15 protein-coding genes and 1 pseudogene are annotated in these 16,891 nt (G+C 61.0%); 9 read left to right on the top strand and 7 right to left on the bottom strand.

Features of this window, described 5'->3' with window-relative positions; translation table 11 throughout:
* Positions 1–41: 41 nt before the first annotated feature.
* From CVS27_RS19235 to CVS27_RS19220, 4 genes are all read right to left on the bottom strand, one after another.
* A complete protein-coding gene (locus CVS27_RS19235; protein WP_103467463.1) occupies positions 42–779 on the bottom strand; it encodes an amino acid ABC transporter ATP-binding protein in 738 nt (245 codons plus the stop codon).
* 3 nt (positions 780–782) lie between these two features.
* Positions 783–1,592, bottom strand: a complete 810-nt coding sequence (locus CVS27_RS19230) for an amino acid ABC transporter permease (RefSeq protein ID WP_103467462.1) — start codon at positions 1,590–1,592, stop codon at positions 783–785.
* A 3-nt stretch (positions 1,593–1,595) separates the two neighbouring features.
* Positions 1,596–2,534: an ABC transporter substrate-binding protein gene (locus tag CVS27_RS19225; RefSeq protein ID WP_103467489.1), complete on the bottom strand. Its 939-nt coding sequence runs from the start codon at positions 2,532–2,534 to the stop codon at positions 1,596–1,598.
* Positions 2,535–2,766: 232 nt separating this feature from the next.
* Positions 2,767–3,258 (bottom strand): Lrp/AsnC family transcriptional regulator, encoded by a 492-nt coding sequence (locus tag CVS27_RS19220; protein WP_165788356.1) that lies wholly within the window; start codon positions 3,256–3,258, stop codon positions 2,767–2,769.
* Positions 3,259–3,422: 164 nt separating this feature from the next.
* On the opposite strand from CVS27_RS19220, the gene CVS27_RS19215 reads away from it, so the two are divergent.
* The 4 genes from CVS27_RS19215 (at position 3,423) to CVS27_RS21700 (ending at position 7,615) form a co-directional block, all read left to right on the top strand.
* Positions 3,423–4,670, top strand: coding sequence for a trans-sulfuration enzyme family protein (locus CVS27_RS19215; RefSeq protein WP_103467461.1), 1,248 nt, complete (start codon positions 3,423–3,425; stop codon positions 4,668–4,670).
* A 111-nt stretch (positions 4,671–4,781) separates the two neighbouring features.
* Positions 4,782–7,130, top strand: coding sequence for a thiamine pyrophosphate-binding protein (locus CVS27_RS19210; RefSeq protein WP_103467460.1), 2,349 nt, complete (start codon positions 4,782–4,784; stop codon positions 7,128–7,130).
* 142 nt (positions 7,131–7,272) lie between these two features.
* Entirely contained in the window at positions 7,273–7,428 is a 156-nt protein-coding gene (locus tag CVS27_RS20960) for a hypothetical protein (RefSeq protein WP_165788355.1), read from the top strand.
* Positions 7,376–7,615, top strand: a complete 240-nt coding sequence (locus CVS27_RS21700) for a 2-oxo acid dehydrogenase subunit E2 (RefSeq protein ID WP_133162999.1) — start codon at positions 7,376–7,378, stop codon at positions 7,613–7,615. Before CVS27_RS20960 ends, CVS27_RS21700 begins: the two co-directional genes overlap by 53 nt.
* 254 nt (positions 7,616–7,869) lie before the next feature.
* Here CVS27_RS21700 and CVS27_RS19200 read toward each other — a convergent pair.
* Positions 7,870–8,163, bottom strand: a pseudogene (locus tag CVS27_RS19200) (metal ABC transporter permease); the annotation flags it as partial.
* Between the two features lie 9 nt (positions 8,164–8,172).
* Here CVS27_RS19200 and CVS27_RS19195 point away from each other — a divergent pair.
* Positions 8,173–9,000 (top strand): PhzF family phenazine biosynthesis protein, encoded by an 828-nt coding sequence (locus tag CVS27_RS19195; protein ID WP_103467458.1) that lies wholly within the window; start codon positions 8,173–8,175, stop codon positions 8,998–9,000.
* Between the two features lie 171 nt (positions 9,001–9,171).
* Here CVS27_RS19195 and CVS27_RS19190 read toward each other — a convergent pair whose 3' ends face one another.
* Positions 9,172–10,491, bottom strand: coding sequence for an MFS transporter (locus tag CVS27_RS19190; protein ID WP_207767586.1), 1,320 nt, complete (start codon positions 10,489–10,491; stop codon positions 9,172–9,174).
* Between the two features lie 180 nt (positions 10,492–10,671).
* On the opposite strand from CVS27_RS19190, the gene CVS27_RS19185 reads away from it, so the two are divergent.
* Complete coding sequence (locus CVS27_RS19185; RefSeq protein ID WP_103467456.1) at positions 10,672–11,406, top strand: TetR/AcrR family transcriptional regulator; 735 nt, start codon at positions 10,672–10,674, stop codon at positions 11,404–11,406.
* A gap of 253 nt (positions 11,407–11,659) precedes the next feature.
* On the opposite strand, the gene CVS27_RS19180 is transcribed toward CVS27_RS19185, so the two are convergent.
* Positions 11,660–12,163: a CGNR zinc finger domain-containing protein gene (locus CVS27_RS19180; protein WP_243400283.1), complete on the bottom strand. Its 504-nt coding sequence runs from the start codon at positions 12,161–12,163 to the stop codon at positions 11,660–11,662.
* Positions 12,164–12,220: 57 nt separating this feature from the next.
* Here CVS27_RS19180 and CVS27_RS19175 point away from each other — a divergent pair, with 57 nt between their 5' ends.
* The 3 genes from CVS27_RS19175 (at position 12,221) to CVS27_RS19165 (ending at position 16,495) form a co-directional block, all read left to right on the top strand.
* Entirely contained in the window at positions 12,221–13,141 is a 921-nt protein-coding gene (locus tag CVS27_RS19175) for an AEC family transporter (RefSeq protein ID WP_207767585.1), read from the top strand.
* 961 nt (positions 13,142–14,102) lie between these two features.
* A complete protein-coding gene (locus tag CVS27_RS19170; RefSeq protein WP_103467453.1) occupies positions 14,103–15,452 on the top strand; it encodes a hemolysin family protein in 1,350 nt (449 codons plus the stop codon).
* Positions 15,449–16,495, top strand: a complete 1,047-nt coding sequence (locus tag CVS27_RS19165; protein ID WP_103467452.1) for a hemolysin family protein — start codon at positions 15,449–15,451, stop codon at positions 16,493–16,495. Before CVS27_RS19170 ends, CVS27_RS19165 begins: the two co-directional genes overlap by 4 nt.
* The last annotated feature ends 396 nt before the right edge of the window (positions 16,496–16,891 follow it).

Genomic DNA, 16,891 nt, shown 5'->3' with positions numbered 1-16,891 from the left:
TAGCTGCTGGTTTTGGTTGGGTGTTCGTGTGCAAGGAAACGTTAGAGGATGTCGGAGAGGAAGCCTCTGAGCCGGGGCGTCTGCGGGTCTGTGAAGATCTGCTCCGGAGGCCCGGTCTCCACCACCACGCCGCCGTCCATGAACGTCACCGAGTCGGAGACGTTGCGGCTGAAACCCATCTCGTGTGTCACGACCACCATTGTCATGCCGGAGGTGGCCAGATCAGCCATCAGGGCAAGCACTCCCTTGACGAGTTCCGGGTCCAGTGCGGAGGTGGCCTCGTCAAAGAACATGACTTCCGGTTCCATGGCCAGTGCCCTGGCAATGGCCACGCGCTGCTGCTGCCCGCCGGAAAGGTTACCTGGGCGCGCGTCAGCCTTGTGCTTCAGACCCACCATGTCCAAATGCTCCAGGGCCTTGGCACGGGCCTGGTCCTTGGGCATCTTGCGTAGCTTGTGCAGCGCCAGCGAAACGTTGTCCGCCACGGTCTTGTGAGGGAACAAGTTGAACTGCTGGAACACCATGCCGATGCGCTGCCGGAGCCGGTCGGGGTTCTCGGTCAGCACGGACTTGCCGTCCAGCGCGATGTCGCCGGTATCAGGTTCGATCAGCCGATTCAACACCCGCAGCAGCGTGGACTTTCCTGAGCCGGAGGGCCCGATCAACGACGCGGTGGTGCCGTGCTCAACATGGAGGTCGATGCCGCGCAGCACGTGGAGGGAGCCGAAGGACAGATGCAAGTTCGTCCCTGTCAACGTGCCCGAGCTAAATTCGGTCATGGCTTAGTTTCCTTTCCCGGCAAGGCTGGCGGGTCCGACCGGTTCGACAACGGCTTGGCCGGCAAGGCCGGATGGACCGGTGGCGGCGGAGCCGCCACCTTTATCCGGACGCCCGCTGCGCATCCGGTTGTCCATGAAGTTGACCAGGTGGGTCAGCGGTATGGTCAGGACTAGGTACAAAATTCCCGCCGCTACCAGTGGCGATAAGTTTCCGGTGTTGGCCGCCGCATCATTTCCGATGCGGAAGATTTCGCGCTGGCTGCCTAGCAGGCCAAGCAGATAGATCAGGGAAGAGTCCTTGATCAGTGAAATCAGCTGGTTCACCAACGCCGGCAGCACCCGCCGGATGCCCTGCGGGATGATCACCAGGATCATCGAAGAGGTGTAGCTAAAGCCCAGTGCGCGGGAGGCCTCCAGCTGGCCCTTGTCAACGCTTTGAATGCCGGACCGGAAGATCTCGCCAATGTAGGCCGCGCCCATCAAAGTCAGCGCCAAGATCCCCAGCGGGAACGGGTTAGTGCTGCCGGTCAAGATCCTGACGACCGGGCCAAAGCCCAGACCAATGAGCAAGATGGTCAGGATGGCCGGAAGCCCGCGGAAGATGTCCGTATAGATTCGGGCCATCCACCGGAGGAGGGGATTGTGCGAGAGACCCAGGACGGCCAGGACCAGGCCAAAAATACAGCCCAGAACGGCTGATGATATGGCCAGAATGAGTGTGTTTGGCAAACCGACTGTGAGTATCTGAGGGATGACGTCCGCCATGGCCTGCCAGTCAAAGAACGTTTTACGGAGCTGCTCGAGTGCATCCATTGTCTACCCTTTCGCCACGACTGCAGCATTGGATCCCGGGGACCAGGTAGCGGGGATTTCGCGGTCCGGGTACCACTGCCTGGCCAGCTTTGACCAGGTGCCGTCAGCAATGATGGCGTCTAGGGCGGAGTTCAGCGCGTCAATGAGCTGCTGGTTCTCCTTGTTCACCCCATAGGCCATGAAGTTCTGCGTGTTGACCACTGATTCAGCGATGACCGTGCCGTCGCCGGGCTTGACCTGGCCACTGGCCTGCTGGGATGGGGCGACCCAAGCGTCAACCTGGCCGTTCTTCAGGTTGGCGTAGGCGGTGTTGTAGTCGGAGAACCGGACCGGTTCCAGCTTGAGGGTGTTGGTGACGTAGTCATCTTGCACCGTGCCTTGCACGACGGCGATGCGCGTGCCGGCCTTCAGGTCCTTAAAGCCCTTGATGGCCGCATCAGTTTTGGCAACCACGGCCATGTAGCCAAAGTCGTAGCCGTTGGTGAAGCCGACCGTCTTGCGGCGGGCGTCCGTCGTGGAGATCGAGGAGGAGCCGACGTCGAACTGTTTATTGGCCACTTGGGACAGGAGGGCGGCGAAGTCGGTGGACTTGAATTCGACCTTGAGTTTGAGCTTGCCGGCCATGGTCAACAGCAGTTCGTTGTCGTAGCCGGTGAAAGTGCCGGACTTGTCAATGAAGATGTTCGGCGGGGCGTCAGAGAGGGTGCCGACCGTCAGGGTGCCGGGGGTGATCAGGCCCAGCGTGGACGTGTCGATCTTGTCCAAGGCGGTGACGTCCTTGGTGGTGTACCTGTCCAGGGAGACCTGGTCGCTTCCGGCCAAGGCATCCGTGGGCCTGCCGGAGCTGGTGGCTCCGGCGGTGCCGCCGCACGCTGCCAGCGAGACGGCCAGTGCAACCGCCACGGGCACGGTGCTAAGCCGCTTTCTCGTTTTGATGTTCATCATTGAACCACTTTCATAGGGGTCGGCCGAACCAAGCGGCGCTGCCTGGTTTGCAGTGCATGTGCCAACACTGAACGGGAACATAACAAAACGCCATACACTTCATTTACTCAGCAATGAAATCAATGGAATTGAAAGTTTTCACCAAGACTGCTTCGTATGACTTGGGACACATTGGAGAAAACACAAAACGCCGCCGGGCCTCAGCCAGGGAATTGCTCCACGTGCTGATTCATCTGGCCGCCGGCGGCTGGTCCGCCAAGATTCCAACGCCATCCCGCGCTTCGAAGATTAGCTGCGTCTCTGTTTGACGCACCACGCGGTTGTTCGTGATGTGCTTTAAGACCAGGTCGCGCAGCGCTTCAGGGCTTTCCACGGCGACGTGCAGGTGGAAGTCGTCTTCCCCGGCAACATGGAATGCCTGGATAACGCCCGGGACTAGCGTGAGCTTGGCGTACAGGTTGTTGACGTGCTCAGCGTTGTGGCTTTCCAGCCGCACCTTGACGATGGCCTGGATCGGGAACCCGAGCGCACTGAAGTTCAGCTTGACGCGTCCCCCAATGATCACGCCTGCTTCCCGAAGCATCCGCAGGCGGTACGCGCAGGTTGACTCGGCGAGCCCAAGCCGCGAGGCCACGGCCTTGTTGGTCAAGCCGCTGTCGAAGACCAGTGCGCGTAAAATCGCCAGATCGATCCGGTCCAGTTCCACCCTGCCAGCGGCCATGCCAGCAGGTGCACCCTTGCCTGAACTTCGTAGTGGTTGTGCTTTCTGCAATGTGTCTCCCGTCACGCCATCCGTTGTTAGTGAAAATCGTAGCTTATGTCAGATTGATTATTTTCTCATCCAATTAGATGGACGTTCATTGTTTATTCGTTCATCCTTGAGCCATGAACAGCAAACTGATGAACCTCGACTCGATGGCAGTCCACGGCGGCCGCGAGGACCTCCAGGCGCTGGGTGTGCATGCGCTTCCGATTGACCTGTCCACGACAAACCCGCTGCCCGATATTGAACTTGGTGGCGATTCCTACGAATCAATGGCACTCGGCGGTCATCCCCTGCCTGCAGGCGGATCCGTTTATGCCCGGCTGTGGAACCCGACGGTCGCCCGCTTTGAGGTTGGACTTGCACAATTGGAGCAGGCCCAGGCTGCTGTCGCCTTCGCCTCGGGGATGGCGGCGATGACTGCCGCCATTCTCGCCAGTACAAGCACCGCCACCCCCACGGCAGGCGACACCCGAAAGCGCCACATAGTTGCGGTACGCCCACTGTATGGCGGTACCGACCACCTATTGGCTTCAGTGCTTCTTGGAGTGGACGTCACCTTTTGCGAGGAAGGCGAGGTCGCAGGCGCGGTGCGGGACAACACGGTCCTCATCATCGTCGAGACTCCGGCCAATCCGACGCTTGACTTGGTTGATATTCGAAGCATCGTAACCCAGGGCGGCGGCGTTCGTGTCTTGGTAGACAACACCTTTGCCACGCCGATCCTGCAGAACCCGATCAGCCTCGGGGCCGCCATGTCCTTGCACAGCGCAACAAAATATCTCGGCGGACACGGTGATGCCGTTGGGGGAGTCATCGCCTGTGACGAAAAGACCGCTGAAGCGTTGCGCCGCGTCCGGGCGATCACTGGTGCCATACTGCACCCGTTGGGCGCATACCTGCTTCACCGTGGACTTGCCACGCTGCCCATCAGGGTACGCAACCAGCAGGCGAGTGCACGCCGGATCGTCACATGGCTGGCCAACCACCCGGCGGTGGAGAAGGTCTACTTCCCCGGCAGCGACGGCGACCCGAGATCCTTGTTGCAGCACCAGATGCGGGGGCAAGGTGCCATGGTATCGATCAGCCTGCGCGGCGGCTTCGAAGCTGCCACCAGGTTCACGTCTGCAGTCCGCATCTTCACCCATGCGGTCTCCCTGGGCGGCGTCGACTCGCTCGTTCAGCACCCCGCGGCCCTCACTCACCGGCCAGTTGCCCCTGAAGCCCGCCCGTCGGCCAGCCTGGTTCGTCTCTCGATTGGACTTGAGGGTGTTGAGGACCTGATCGCAGATCTGGACCAGGCACTCACCGCTGCTTCGAGCACTCCTGACAGTGTTCCTGTGAACCAGTCCGAGAGCGCCCTGCTCTGACCAAACAATTGAGGGCCCGAAGGTGGTTCCCTTGCATTATCCAATCTGCCCAAATGGCATCGAGTGCTTCCCCCCATCACCCGCCGAGCCACTCACGGAAGGCAACCCATCATGACCTTAAGCCCTGTCAACGACCGTCCGGTGTTTGATGCTCCACTGAACAAAGACTCGAATCTTAATACGCTTGCAGCGATTGAGCAGCGCGTGTTGTGGCTCTCGACGTCGATCATCCACCATGCGAACAGGGTGCGCCTGAACACCTCGGGCATTAAGGTTGGCGGGCATCAGGCCTCAAGCGCGTCGATCGCTACGATCATGACGTCGTTGTGGTTTGGGCAGCTGCGCTCCGAAGACCGTGTCTCTGTTAAGCCGCACGCTTCGCCCGTCCTGCATGCCATCAACTACCTTCTCGGTAGCCTCGAGGAGAAGTACCTCACGACGCTGCGCGAGTTTGGAGGTCTTCAGAGTTACCCCAGTCGTTCGAAGGATCCAGATCCGGTCGACTACTCAACCGGCTCCGTGGGTATCGGGGCAACCGCACCCATCTGGGGTGCGATCTCGCGACGCTACACCGAGACCGTGAGCGGGAAATCCAGTCGTGGGCGCCAGTATTCGCTCGTCGGCGACGCCGAGCTGGACGAAGGTGCCGTTTGGGAGGCCGTGCTCGACTCGAACGTCGGAGATCTTGGCGAAATCGTATGGATCGTGGATCTCAACAGGCAGTCACTGGACCGCGTAGTGCCCAATATTGCCGCAGGCAAAATCGAGCGTCTTTTCACGGCGGCCGGCTGGCAGGTCATCACTGTGCGTTTTGGGCAGTTGCTGGAGAATCTCATGGCTCGCTCTGGAGGCGACGCCCTGCGTCAACGCATTGTGGATATGTCAAACCCTGAATACCAGAGGCTGCTGCGTTGTTCCGCTGGCGAACTGCGCGATCGCCTCCCCGGTAATGGTGAGGGATGTGATGGCATCGCCGAACTCATTGCTGGTGTCGACGACGACACGCTGATTCGCGCCATCAAAAATCTGGGGGGACACGATCTGGCCGCGCTGCGCAACGCCTATTCGCAGATCGATGACACAAAACCAACCGCCATCATTGCCTACACCGTCAAGGGCAACGGTCTGCCGACTGAAGGTCACCCGCAGAATCATTCGTCTCTGCTCACAGTCGAGCAGTATCAGGAGCTTGCAGATCGCCTGGGCGAGAACGCCGATGCGCCTTGGCGGCGTTTCGACCCTTCCAGTGCTGCCGGACAAATGATTGAGAGCATCGCTGAAGGTCTTCGACGCGATACCGAGCCGTCCGTTGCACCGCCTGTGATCCCTACTGATTTTGGGCGAACCCCGTCAGGGACGGCCACCACGCAGGCGGCACTCGGGCGTGCCCTGCTCGACCTCAAGCGCGCCGCCCCCGGCGTCGCCCGCCGTGTTGTGACCGTGAGCCCCGACGTGAGTTCGAGTACCAACCTGGCCGGCTGGGTCAACAAAGTCGGAGTATGGTCAGTCCAAGAGCGGCAAAACTGGTTCTCAGATGACGCAGAGACGGTAATGCACTGGCGAGAAACGCCAACTGGACAGCACATCGAACTCGGAATCGCCGAAGTCAACCTCGTGGGACTGATCAGCGAACTTGGCGCAACCTGGAGTCGTTGGGGCCAGCCGTTGTTCCCGATCGGCGTGCTCTATGACCCGTTCGTCGAACGGGCCCTCGAGCCGTGGTCTTACGGCATCTACGCCGGAGGACAGTCGATCTTGGTTGGTACGCCCTCTGGCGTTACGCTGGCGCCGGAAGGCGGGGCACACCAATCCATCAAGACTCCATCCATCGGTCTCGAACAGCCCGGGTGCACGAGCTATGAGCCGGCGTTCGCCATCGATGCCGAATGGACGCTGCTTGCCTCCATGTCGCAATTGGGGCGCCCTGACGGCAAGTCAGCCTACCTCAGGCTCTCCACAAAGCCGGTAGATCAGCAACTGGCTGCTGTCCCCGAGGACCCGGCCGCCCGGGAGCGTCGTCGACGCCAGGTGGTCGCCGGCGGTTACGTGCTTCGTTCGACCGTTGATCCGCGCGCAACCATCGTCACCATGGGCGCCCTTGTTCCTGAGGCGCTTGCCGCCTCCGAGCGCCTCGCTGCCCAAGGCACCCCTGTTGACGTGGTGTGCATCACGAGTCCCGGGCTACTTTACGAGGCGCTGCAGGGTCGTAATGGCCAGGAGGCGAACGCCCCTACATGGATACTGGATCAAATCCTTCCGTCCGAGCGCGCCGTTCCCATGGTCACAGTGCTCGACGGACATCCTCACACCCTCGCGTTCCTCGCCGGTGTCAATCAGGTCAAGAGCCGCAATCTCGGCGTGAGCCACTTCGGGCAGGCAGGTAGCGTCGAGGACGTCTACCGCTATCACGGCATCGATGTGGATAGCATTGTTCGCGCTACGCTCGACGTGGTCGCATGACATACCCCGACACCAGCCACGTTCATGCTCCCGTTGTGTGTGTGTGTGTGTGTGTGTGTGTGTGTGTGTGTGGGCGTAGCGGGAGCGCCCCTGTCGCGCTGATTCAAGAATCCTGAGGGACACTGTCACGGAAGGCGAGCCTTTGCTTGAGGCAGCCACCGACAAGGTTGACTCCGATATTGGGGCGTCGTTTTTCGGTACTTTGATCCGATGGATCGCCCAGGAGGAGGACTTCATCGAAGGGGGTGCAGAACTTGTCATTACCGATCGGGGAGAGGTTGCTGCGTCGGCCCGCTAACGACAGGATCCGGCCATGGACGGTGCAGTTTAGAGGAACCCGGCCCCACACAAGCGAGGGGTGGATATGGGGCGGGGACAGTCCAATCAATCTTGGCATCCCTGTAGATTCGCCAACGGGGCTCGCGGTTCCCGTCATAAGTGACGCCCAGTCGAAAGACATTGACGGGATCGCGACGGACGGGTAACCACCGGTGCCAAGGTGATCGTCCCGAGCCTGGAAGCGCTCGGTATCATCGACGTTTTCCGAATACGTGGCGGCAACGCCGTCCCATTCCAACACCTGCAGAGTGGTGTTGCGAAGACCGCCATACACCGCCGTTCCTTGGCGGAACGGCGGTGTGTGGCCCTTGTGTGTCTGGCTAACGATTGGACGTGATCCTGTCAGATGCGCCTGTCGTATCCACGCATTATTGGACTGCGCCGTCACGAAATTCCGGGCCTAGGCAGGGGCCAGCTTCCGCCGTTGTGAGGCCAGGCGAGTGACAATTAACCCGTGTCGTGGGCTGAATAGGTAGGCCATGGCAAGCGCTGTTCCTTGGACTAGGACCACCATGCCGCCGGATGCAGTGTCCAGATAGTAGGTGAAATATAGCCCAATGATGGCGCACAGTGCCGAGATGGTTGGTGCCAAAACCAGCATCCTTCCAAATCGATCGGTCAGAAGGTAGGCCGTGGCCCCTGGAATAATCAGCATGGCCACCACCAGGACCACCCCGACCGCCTGGAGTGCTACCGCAACGTCGTGAAGGTACCCCTAGCGCAGATCGACGCGTTTGCTGACGCTCTCTTCGAGGGCAACCCGGCAGCCGTCATGGCCCTGCCCCACTGGCTCCCCGACGCGGTGCTCCAACAGGCGGCGATGGAGAACAACCTCTCCGAGACGGCATTCCTGGTGAAGGACCTGCCCGACGGGGTCCAGTCACCGGACCCCGCCCACCCTTCCTACCATCTGCGGTGGTTCACCCCGGCCGTCGACGTGGACCTGTGCGGACACGCGACCATGGCCGCGGCCTCCTACCTCTTTGACGACGCCCATCCCCAAGCCGAGAAACTTCAGTTCCACACACGCAGCGGCTGGCTCTCGGTGACCCGCCCGGCCCAGGGCCAATACACCATGGACTTCCCCTCCGAAGTGCCCGCGCCAGTTGCCATCGACCCCGACATCGCCAAGGCCCTCGGAGTCCCGGTGACTGAGGAGCTGCGAGCCACGGACCTTATCTACATGGTCGAAGACGCCCAAACCGTCATCGACCTGACACCAGACCTCGCATTCCTTGCTTCGTTGCCGGTGCGCGGGACCATTGTCACAGCTCCGGGCACCGGAACTGAATACGACTTCGTCTCCCGCTGGTTCGGGGCAGAGGCCGGGGTTTCCGAGGACCCCGTCACCGGGTCCGCCCACTGCCAGCTCGCCCCTCTCTGGGCAGAACGCCTTGGCAAACAGCAAATGCTGGCGCGTCAGGCATCGGCCCGAGGCGGAACCGTACACATCGACTTCGAAGGCGAACGCACAATATTGACGGGGCGTTGTGTCCGATTCATGGAAGGAACCGCTGTCCTTCCCCGCTGAGGCAATTCGCCCTAAAAGTTCTGCCGTTGTTTGTCGGATTCCCTGCCATCGTGTCTGGTCACCGAGCCCAGGTTCGATGGCAGGATTTTCCATTCACCCGTCCCGATCAACGTCCCTGTGGGACGAGGTGCGGTGTCCGCGATCAGGCAGCGCAACGCCGTCGGAGTGAGGTCAGTGCCGCGTGGAGCGTGCGGTGAGGATCGCGGTAGCGAGTGCGATGAGGGCTGCGAGAGTGAAGATCCCAAAGAGCCACTGGGCGGCAGTTTGGACCCCGACAATACTGTTCGTGTCGGCGAATCCAGCGACGTTGGTGATGGCTCCAGCGATGGCCGATCCGAATGCGGTCGCGGTGAGCTGAACGGTCGTGACCGAGGAGCCTGCCAGACCTTGGTCCTCGTCCGGGACGAATTGCAAGACCATGGTGGTCAGATGTGGCCAGGCCATGCCGACACCCCAGCCCAGAAGCAGCAGTCCAATGGCGATGCCGCCAATTGCAAGGGCACCGCCGGAGTGAACCGGTCCAGTGAAGATCAGCACCATGAGCCCGAGCGCTGAGAACGCCGGAGCGATGGCAACGATGAGCAAGCGACGATTCTCGATGCCGCTGCAGAGGATCGAGCCCGCAGTCCAGCCGGCGGCCATGACTGCCCCGAGATAGCCGGCCGCGAGAGGCCCGAGTCCTTGCAGCCTCTGACCGAAGTAGGGGACAAAGACCTCGACGGTGCTGGCGATGACGAGCAACGACATCGTTAGATAGACGAGTCGCAAGCGCGGGTTGGGGCCGAAGGCGGCAGCGGGAAGAAGTCGACGTGTTGCCTTGCGCTCGTGGTTGAGCCAGGCGAACAGCAGGAGCATCGCGACCACGAGTCCGGCGACGTTGATTGAAAGTAGCGACGAGATGCTAGCTGCGGAAATCACCAAGACGGCGACGGCCAGCAGGCCCACGCTGACCCAGGGGATGCGTGACGCTGTTCCGTCGTATGCCCCTGCAGGCAGGCGTGATGCACCCCAGGTGCCGAAGAGGATCACGATCGGGATGAGAATCCAGAACGACCATCGCCAGGCATTCAGTTCGGCAAAGACCCCGCCGATAGCAGGACCAACCAGTGTCGCGACGCCCCACATCGCCGACACGAGCGCCATGGCCCGTGGCCACAGTGCTTCATGGAAGGAAATCCGGATCATCGAGTAGCAGAGAGCGAAAAGCAGGCCGCCGCCGATCCCTTGCACAAGCCGTCCAATGAGCAGGACTGGCATTGTTGGAGCAAGCGCGCAAATGACCGTGCCGATTCCGAGGATGAGCGCCGCCATGCGGTAGCTGGCTCGCGGGCCGCGTGCGCCTAGGACCGCGGAAGCAATAGTTGATCCGAGCACTGAGGCAAAAACGAATACCGTCGTTGCCCACGCGTACAGCTCAGTCCCGCCAATATCAGCAATTACCGATGGCAGGATCGTGGTTGCCAGAAAGACGTTGATTGCGTGCAGCGCCACGCCGCCTGCCAATGTCGCGGCGACCGGACCATGTTTACGGCCGAGCAGTGCACCCCATCCCCTCGGAGGCCCCGGTATTGTGGTCTCTTGTTCCTTACTTGCTGGCAACATGTCTATCCTCACCTTGATACGTTCCTATACGTATAGGAACGTATCACCAAATGGCCGTAGACTCTATTCATGCCTGACCACACACCTGCCTCGAAAAGTCGACTCTCCCCCGAGGTAAAGCGACCAATACGGAGCGACCCCCATCAGGAACCGAGCCAAAGCCCCGGGGGTCGTCCGCGCGATCCCGCGATCGATCAAGCCATCCTCAGTGCGGGCCTCACGTTACTTGATGAGGTTGGCTATTCCGGCTTGACGCTTGAGGCCATTGCTCGTCGAGCCAGCACGACAAAGCCGACGATCTATCGCCGGTGGGCTGGTCTACCTGAGCTATTGCTCGACGCCCTCACCGCCCGCCTCGGCGAACTTGAGGTACCCGATACAGAGTGCACAATCTGTGACTTGAGCGACGCGATCAAGCTCCATGTGGGTGCGTTCCGTCGAATGCCGCCAGATGCCCTCGCATCCTTGCTCGCTGACTGCCACAACGACCCCAAGCGCCGCGAGGCGTTCATGGCGGCCCTGTTCGATCCTCCACGCCGCTCTGTCGGTCAGGCCCTCGACAGAGCGATCGCCCGCGGTGATCTACGCGGGGACGTCGATCGGGACCTGCTGTTAGATCTGCTGGCCTCACTTGTGCACTATCGCGCTCTTTTCGGCCACGCTTCCACCAGCGATGCCGAGGTCGCGCGCGCCGTTCACGCCCTGCTCCGTGGGGTCGCAGTCGACTACCCGCACCTCATCGCTGTTAGCAAGAAAAAAGTTGGCGACCCAACCCTGCACTCTCGTCACGGGGTGGCCCCCTAGAGTGCGAGTGCATGATTGGCAGCCGGCTAATCATGCGTGGTTCCGAGTGGCTAACACTCAAACGCCCGTTTCCGTACCTGGATCCATCGCAGGAGCAAAATAGTGCGGGGTACCCCGAGCTAGTCTCGCCGCACAGTCAACACGTTCGCGCTCCTACGATTTTTCCGTTTTCTGCGGTGCCCCTACGACGCCTAGCTAGGCCAAATTCATCAGATGGGTAAGTCTCAAAGGTTCCAAGGTAGGTGCGTCAGGGCTAACTGATTTGCCCTCGGTGTCGCCGGACCGCATCGCTGTTCCCGCACCTCGCAGAACAATACGCCCGTAAACCATTCCTGCTGGTGTCGACAAACGCGATCTCACACCCGACCTTTGCGCACACACCCAGGCGTCCACCCTCTGACTCGACGGTGAAGATCGCCAGCCCGCCAGCCGTGACCGCCTTCACCCGGGCAACGACGTCGTCGTTCTCCGCGGCGAAATGCAGATGAGGCCGTAGCCTGTCATGCGTTGTCAGGTATGCGCGCGCGGCCCCTTCCTCGAGGAGCTCGTTGATCGCAGCGCACCGTGATTCAACGTCGGCAGCGGCGAATGCAGAGCGCAACCTCACCGCCCATGCTTGCAGCAACACATCCACAGTCTCTGTCAGGGACGCTCTGCGGATCTGATGGTCGCCCAGAATTACCTGAGCCAGTTCGATTGTCCACCGTCCGCTGGCCACAAGATTGACAAGTTCTGCCGCAAGCTGCGGACCAGTCATGTTGTCATGGTTGAACTGCATAAACCCATTGCATCACAGTTGGTAACCATGACCCTCATGACCACCGCGATCATGCCGATCGGTCTCCTCCTCGCGGCGGGCGCGCTGATGCGCCGCACGATGCTGACTGATCACGGATTCTGGAGTGGCCTGGAGTGGATGAGTTATAGCGTCTTCACGTCTGCCCTCTTCATCACGTCCATAGCCGACGCCGACCTCAATGTCGTTGTTGTCGGACCGCTTCTGTTCAGCCTCACCGTCCCGATCAGCGCGGTCGCATGGTTCGTGCTCTCACTGCGACGCCCCCTTCGCGCAAACGGACCCCTACTGAGCTCGCTGGTCCAAGGCTCGATCCGAATCAACACCTATATCGGGCTGGTCTTCGCGGCGGCACTGCATGGACAAGAGGGCGTTGCAGCATTCGCCCTCGCCAGTACGATCGTTGTCCCACTCGTAAATGTTATTTGTGTCAGCACACTCGCCGCTTATGGGAACACGCCGGGCACTGGGCGACGCATCCCGATTTGGCGCGAATTCCTCGAGAACCCGCTCATCCAAGGCTGCGCGATCGGGCTCGCCCTCAACCTCTCGGGATTGCCGCTTCCGGAGTTCGTCTTGGCCACCCTCGAAATGCTGGCTGCTCCCGCCCTCGTGTGCGGAACCCTGACAGTCGGCGCTGCCCTGCATTTCACCTTCCGCAAACGCGACACGCTCGACATTGGCGTCGCGGTCGTCCTCAAACTCATCGTGCTGCCCCTCGCCGCGGCAGGGATCGCTATTCCTCTTGGCTTGACCGGAGCCACCCTTGCAAGCGTCATCCTCATCTGCGCCATCCCCACCGCTCCATCGGCTTATGTCCTTGCAAACAGGATGGGAGGCGACACGCGACTCATGACATCGATCACCGGGGTGCAGACCATTCTCGCCGTCGCGACGCTTCCGGCCATCCTCACACTCACTGGCCTTCTCACCATGTAATGGTTGAAATGTATAAACACGTTACTCCAAGATTGGGCTATGCACCCTGACACCGCGAATCACACCTGGTACCTACGCTCATCGCATGGAACGAGCCTTGGCACTGTTCATTATGACGCTTGCTCCTGCGGGGCCCAGCGGGTCCGCTTGGCAGGCACGGAGATCGCCCACCTAGCCCCGACCACGCAGAACTAAGATGCCTACCAGCCAGCCTTTTCGAGATTATGGCCGAGGACCAAGGCGCTTCTCACGCCATATCGCTTTCCGGGCCTGACAGGAAACTTGTCGATTCGATCACAGTCGCCTCAGGAACTACCGTCACCACCGAAAGTGTTCCCTTCGGAGGGGTAAAGATCGATGCAGCCGCAGTGTGTTCCGGCGAAGATGAACTAAACTCGCAGGCCCCCACGATCCGCCTGAATGTTGCCGGATCAAACTGCACGCTCAGCAACTGACTATTCCCGTCAATGCCAGACCAGTTGCTCGTTGTTGGCTAGTGGGCCCCCTTGATTTTCGAAATGGTGCGCGTTGAGAACCGTCCCGTAGGCCGTTCCCCTTGAGGACGCTCCCGCGCAGTGCAGGCAACTTCTGACGTTCAATGCAGTCGCCTTTGAGGAGAATGACAGCAGATCGCCGAGAGCAGCGTCGTGCGCATGTCTCAAAAAGCTAAAGGTTTTGGGGCATCAAATTTTGATGACATCGAGTCGGATGCGGGATTGGGGTATGCGACTGGTTGCGTTAGGGATCCGATCAGGAAATATTCCGATCCGATGTTGAGTAAGCGGCCGATGCTGCGAAATTCACAGCGTTTCTGCAGCTTCCAACAAAGCTTTCCGCGGTCACGACCCGTTGGGCCCGGATACACTGGTCTGTACTATGGATGATCCCCCTTCCCACATGCCCGTGCCCCTCCTTCGCGACAACGGATGGATTCCGACATCCACCGGAGAGGGGCGCCCAAATGTATGAATGGATCATGATCGGTATCGGTCTTGTCCTCACAGTTGGCACCGGATTGTTCGTCGCCTCCGAATTTGCCTTGGTCAACCTTGACCGGCACGAACTAGAAGCCCGCGCCGAGCGCGGCGAAAAGCGCCTTGGATCCACGATCAAGGCCCTGAAGATCACCTCGACCCACCTCTCCAGCGCCCAACTCGGCATCACCCTCACCACCCTGCTCACCGGCTACACCTTCGAACCGGCGATCAGCTCGCTGCTGCGCGTCCCGCTGTTGGGCGCGGGCGTGCCGGAGGCGTTCGTCCCGAGCATCGGCGCGGTGATCGGCATCTTCATCGCCACCGTCTTCTCGATGATCATCGGCGAACTGGTGCCCAAGAACTTCGCCCTGGCGCTGCCGCTGGCCACTGCCAAGGTCGTCGTCCCCTTCCAAACCTTGTTCACCACCGTCTTCAAACCCGTAATTCTGCTGTTCAACAACACCGCCAACGCCATCATCCGGTCCTTCGGCATCGAACCGAAAGAGGAGCTCTCCGGTGCCCGCAGCGCCGAGGAGCTCAGCTCCTTGGTTCGCCGCTCCGCTCTGGAAGGGGTTCTTGACCAAGACCACGCCACGCTGCTGCACCGCACGTTGCGCTTCTCTGAACACAGTGCCTCCGATGTCATGACCCCGCGCGTGCGCATGGTCGCGGTGGACGCGGAGCACAATGCCGAGGACATCATTGCCCTGGCCATCCAAACAGGCTTCTCGCGATTCCCTGTGGCCGGGCGGGACCGCGACGAGGTCCTTGGCGTGTTGCACGTAAAGCAGGCCTTCGCCCTGCCCATGGAACTACGCGCGACGCAGCTGGCCACCGACTTGATGCATGCGCCATTGCGGATCCCGGAGTCCATGGGCGTCGAATCGCTGCTGGGACTTTTGCGCCAGCAGGGCCTGCAGGTCGCCATCGTCTCCGACGAGCACGGCGGCACCGCAGGCATCGTCACCCTCGAGGACCTTGTGGAGGAAATCGTCGGTGAGCTCGAGGACGAACACGACACGGTCCGCATTGGCGTTGTGAAGACCGGGCGCTCGGTGACCTTCGATGCCTCCCTGCGGCCCGACGAGCTAATGGACCGCACCGGGATCAAGGTCCCCGACGGCGAGGAGTATGACACCCTGGCAGGATTCGTCACCGACCGCCTGGATAGGATCCCGGAGCTGGGTGACGAGGTGTCCCTGCCCGAGGGCACGCTGCGCGTCGAGCGCGTCCTGGGCACGCACATCGAACGCCTGAAGTTCACTCCAGTCGATCCCTCCCGGAGCGAACACGACCAGATCATCGAGAACATGACCCAGGAGCCGCCCAAATGAACGAGTACCTTCCCGGCATCATCTGGCTCGTGGTGCTGCTGGCCATCAACGCCTTCTTCGTCGGCGCCGAGTTCGCCGTGATCTCCGCCCGACGCTCGCAGATCGAGCCGAAGGCAGAGGCCGGCTCCAAGGCGGCCAAGACCACGCTTTGGGCCATGGAGCATGCGACGCTCATGCTGGCCACCAGCCAGCTGGGCATCACCGTGTGCTCGCTGGTGATCCTGAACGTCTCCGAGCCGGCGATCCACCACCTGCTGGAGATTCCGCTGGGCCTGACCACGCTCTCGGCCGAAGCCATTGGCATCATTGCGTTCATCGCGGCGTTGCTGGTGGTCACCTTCCTGCACGTGGTCATCGGCGAGATGGTTCCCAAGAACATCTCCTTCTCCGTGCCCACGCGCGCGGCCCTGATCCTGGCCCCGCCATTGGTCGTGGTGGCCCGCATCGTGAAGCCGGTGATCTGGTCGCTCAACGGCATTGCCAATTCGATCCTGCGCCTGTTCCGGGTCGAACCCAAGGAAGGTGCCACCAGCGCCTATACCCTGGACGAGGTCGCAAGCATTGTGGAGCAGTCGACCCGCGACGGCATGCTCTCCGATGCCAGCGGAACGCTGAGCAAAGCGTTCGAGTTCACGACCAAGAAGGTCGCCGACGTCGAGGTGCCGATCGCCGAGATGGTGCTGCTGGCCCAGGGTTCCACCCCGGCCGACATCCAGACGGCAGTTGCCAAGCACGGCTACTCCCGCTACATCCTGATCAACGACGCGGGTGAGCCCACCGGCTACCTGCACCTGAAGGACGTCATGGACCTCACTGCCCCCGGCGCCTTCACCGAGGCGGTCCCGGCCAAGCGGATCCGGTCGCTGGCCTCGGTCTCCGGTTCCAGCGAGCTGGAGGACGCGCTGGCCGCGATGCGCCGCAGCGGTTCCCACGTGGCCCGCGTGCTTAATGGGCAGGGCACCACCACCGGGGTGCTCTTCCTCGAGGACATCATCGAGGAACTGGTCGGCGAGGTGCAGGATAGCACGAGCGCCTCGCCGTAGCCGCCTGAACCAATCCACGCCCACATATCGACATATCCACATACACAATGGTGCGCTTCTTGAAGAAACGCACCGTTGTGTAAACACGGCAGCCTCGACAGACGGCGCCAAAAGGCTCACCCAAGCTGTCGGTCGAGCAGCTAAAGTCTGGGTGGCAGCCTCGGGGTCTTATTTGGGAATGACCCCACGATCGAGGGATCCCAGGGTCGCCCACTATTAGGTGACATGTCCGCCCTTGGATCCTTCAAAGGACGTCGCGCCGTTCCGACTTCATGGTGGCCCAAAGAGGCCCGGGATGGAAGTGCCCACGTCTCCCCTGGCTGTTAACGCCAACCGAAAATAGGGCCAGTGGTGCTATTTGAAAACAGGGCCACTGGTTGTGTTTTTCTATTGTGC

The organism is Arthrobacter glacialis, from assembly GCF_002909445.1.
Classification (GTDB): Bacteria; Actinomycetota; Actinomycetes; order Actinomycetales; family Micrococcaceae; genus Specibacter; species Specibacter glacialis.
This window is presented reverse-complemented; position numbering and strand designations above follow the sequence as displayed.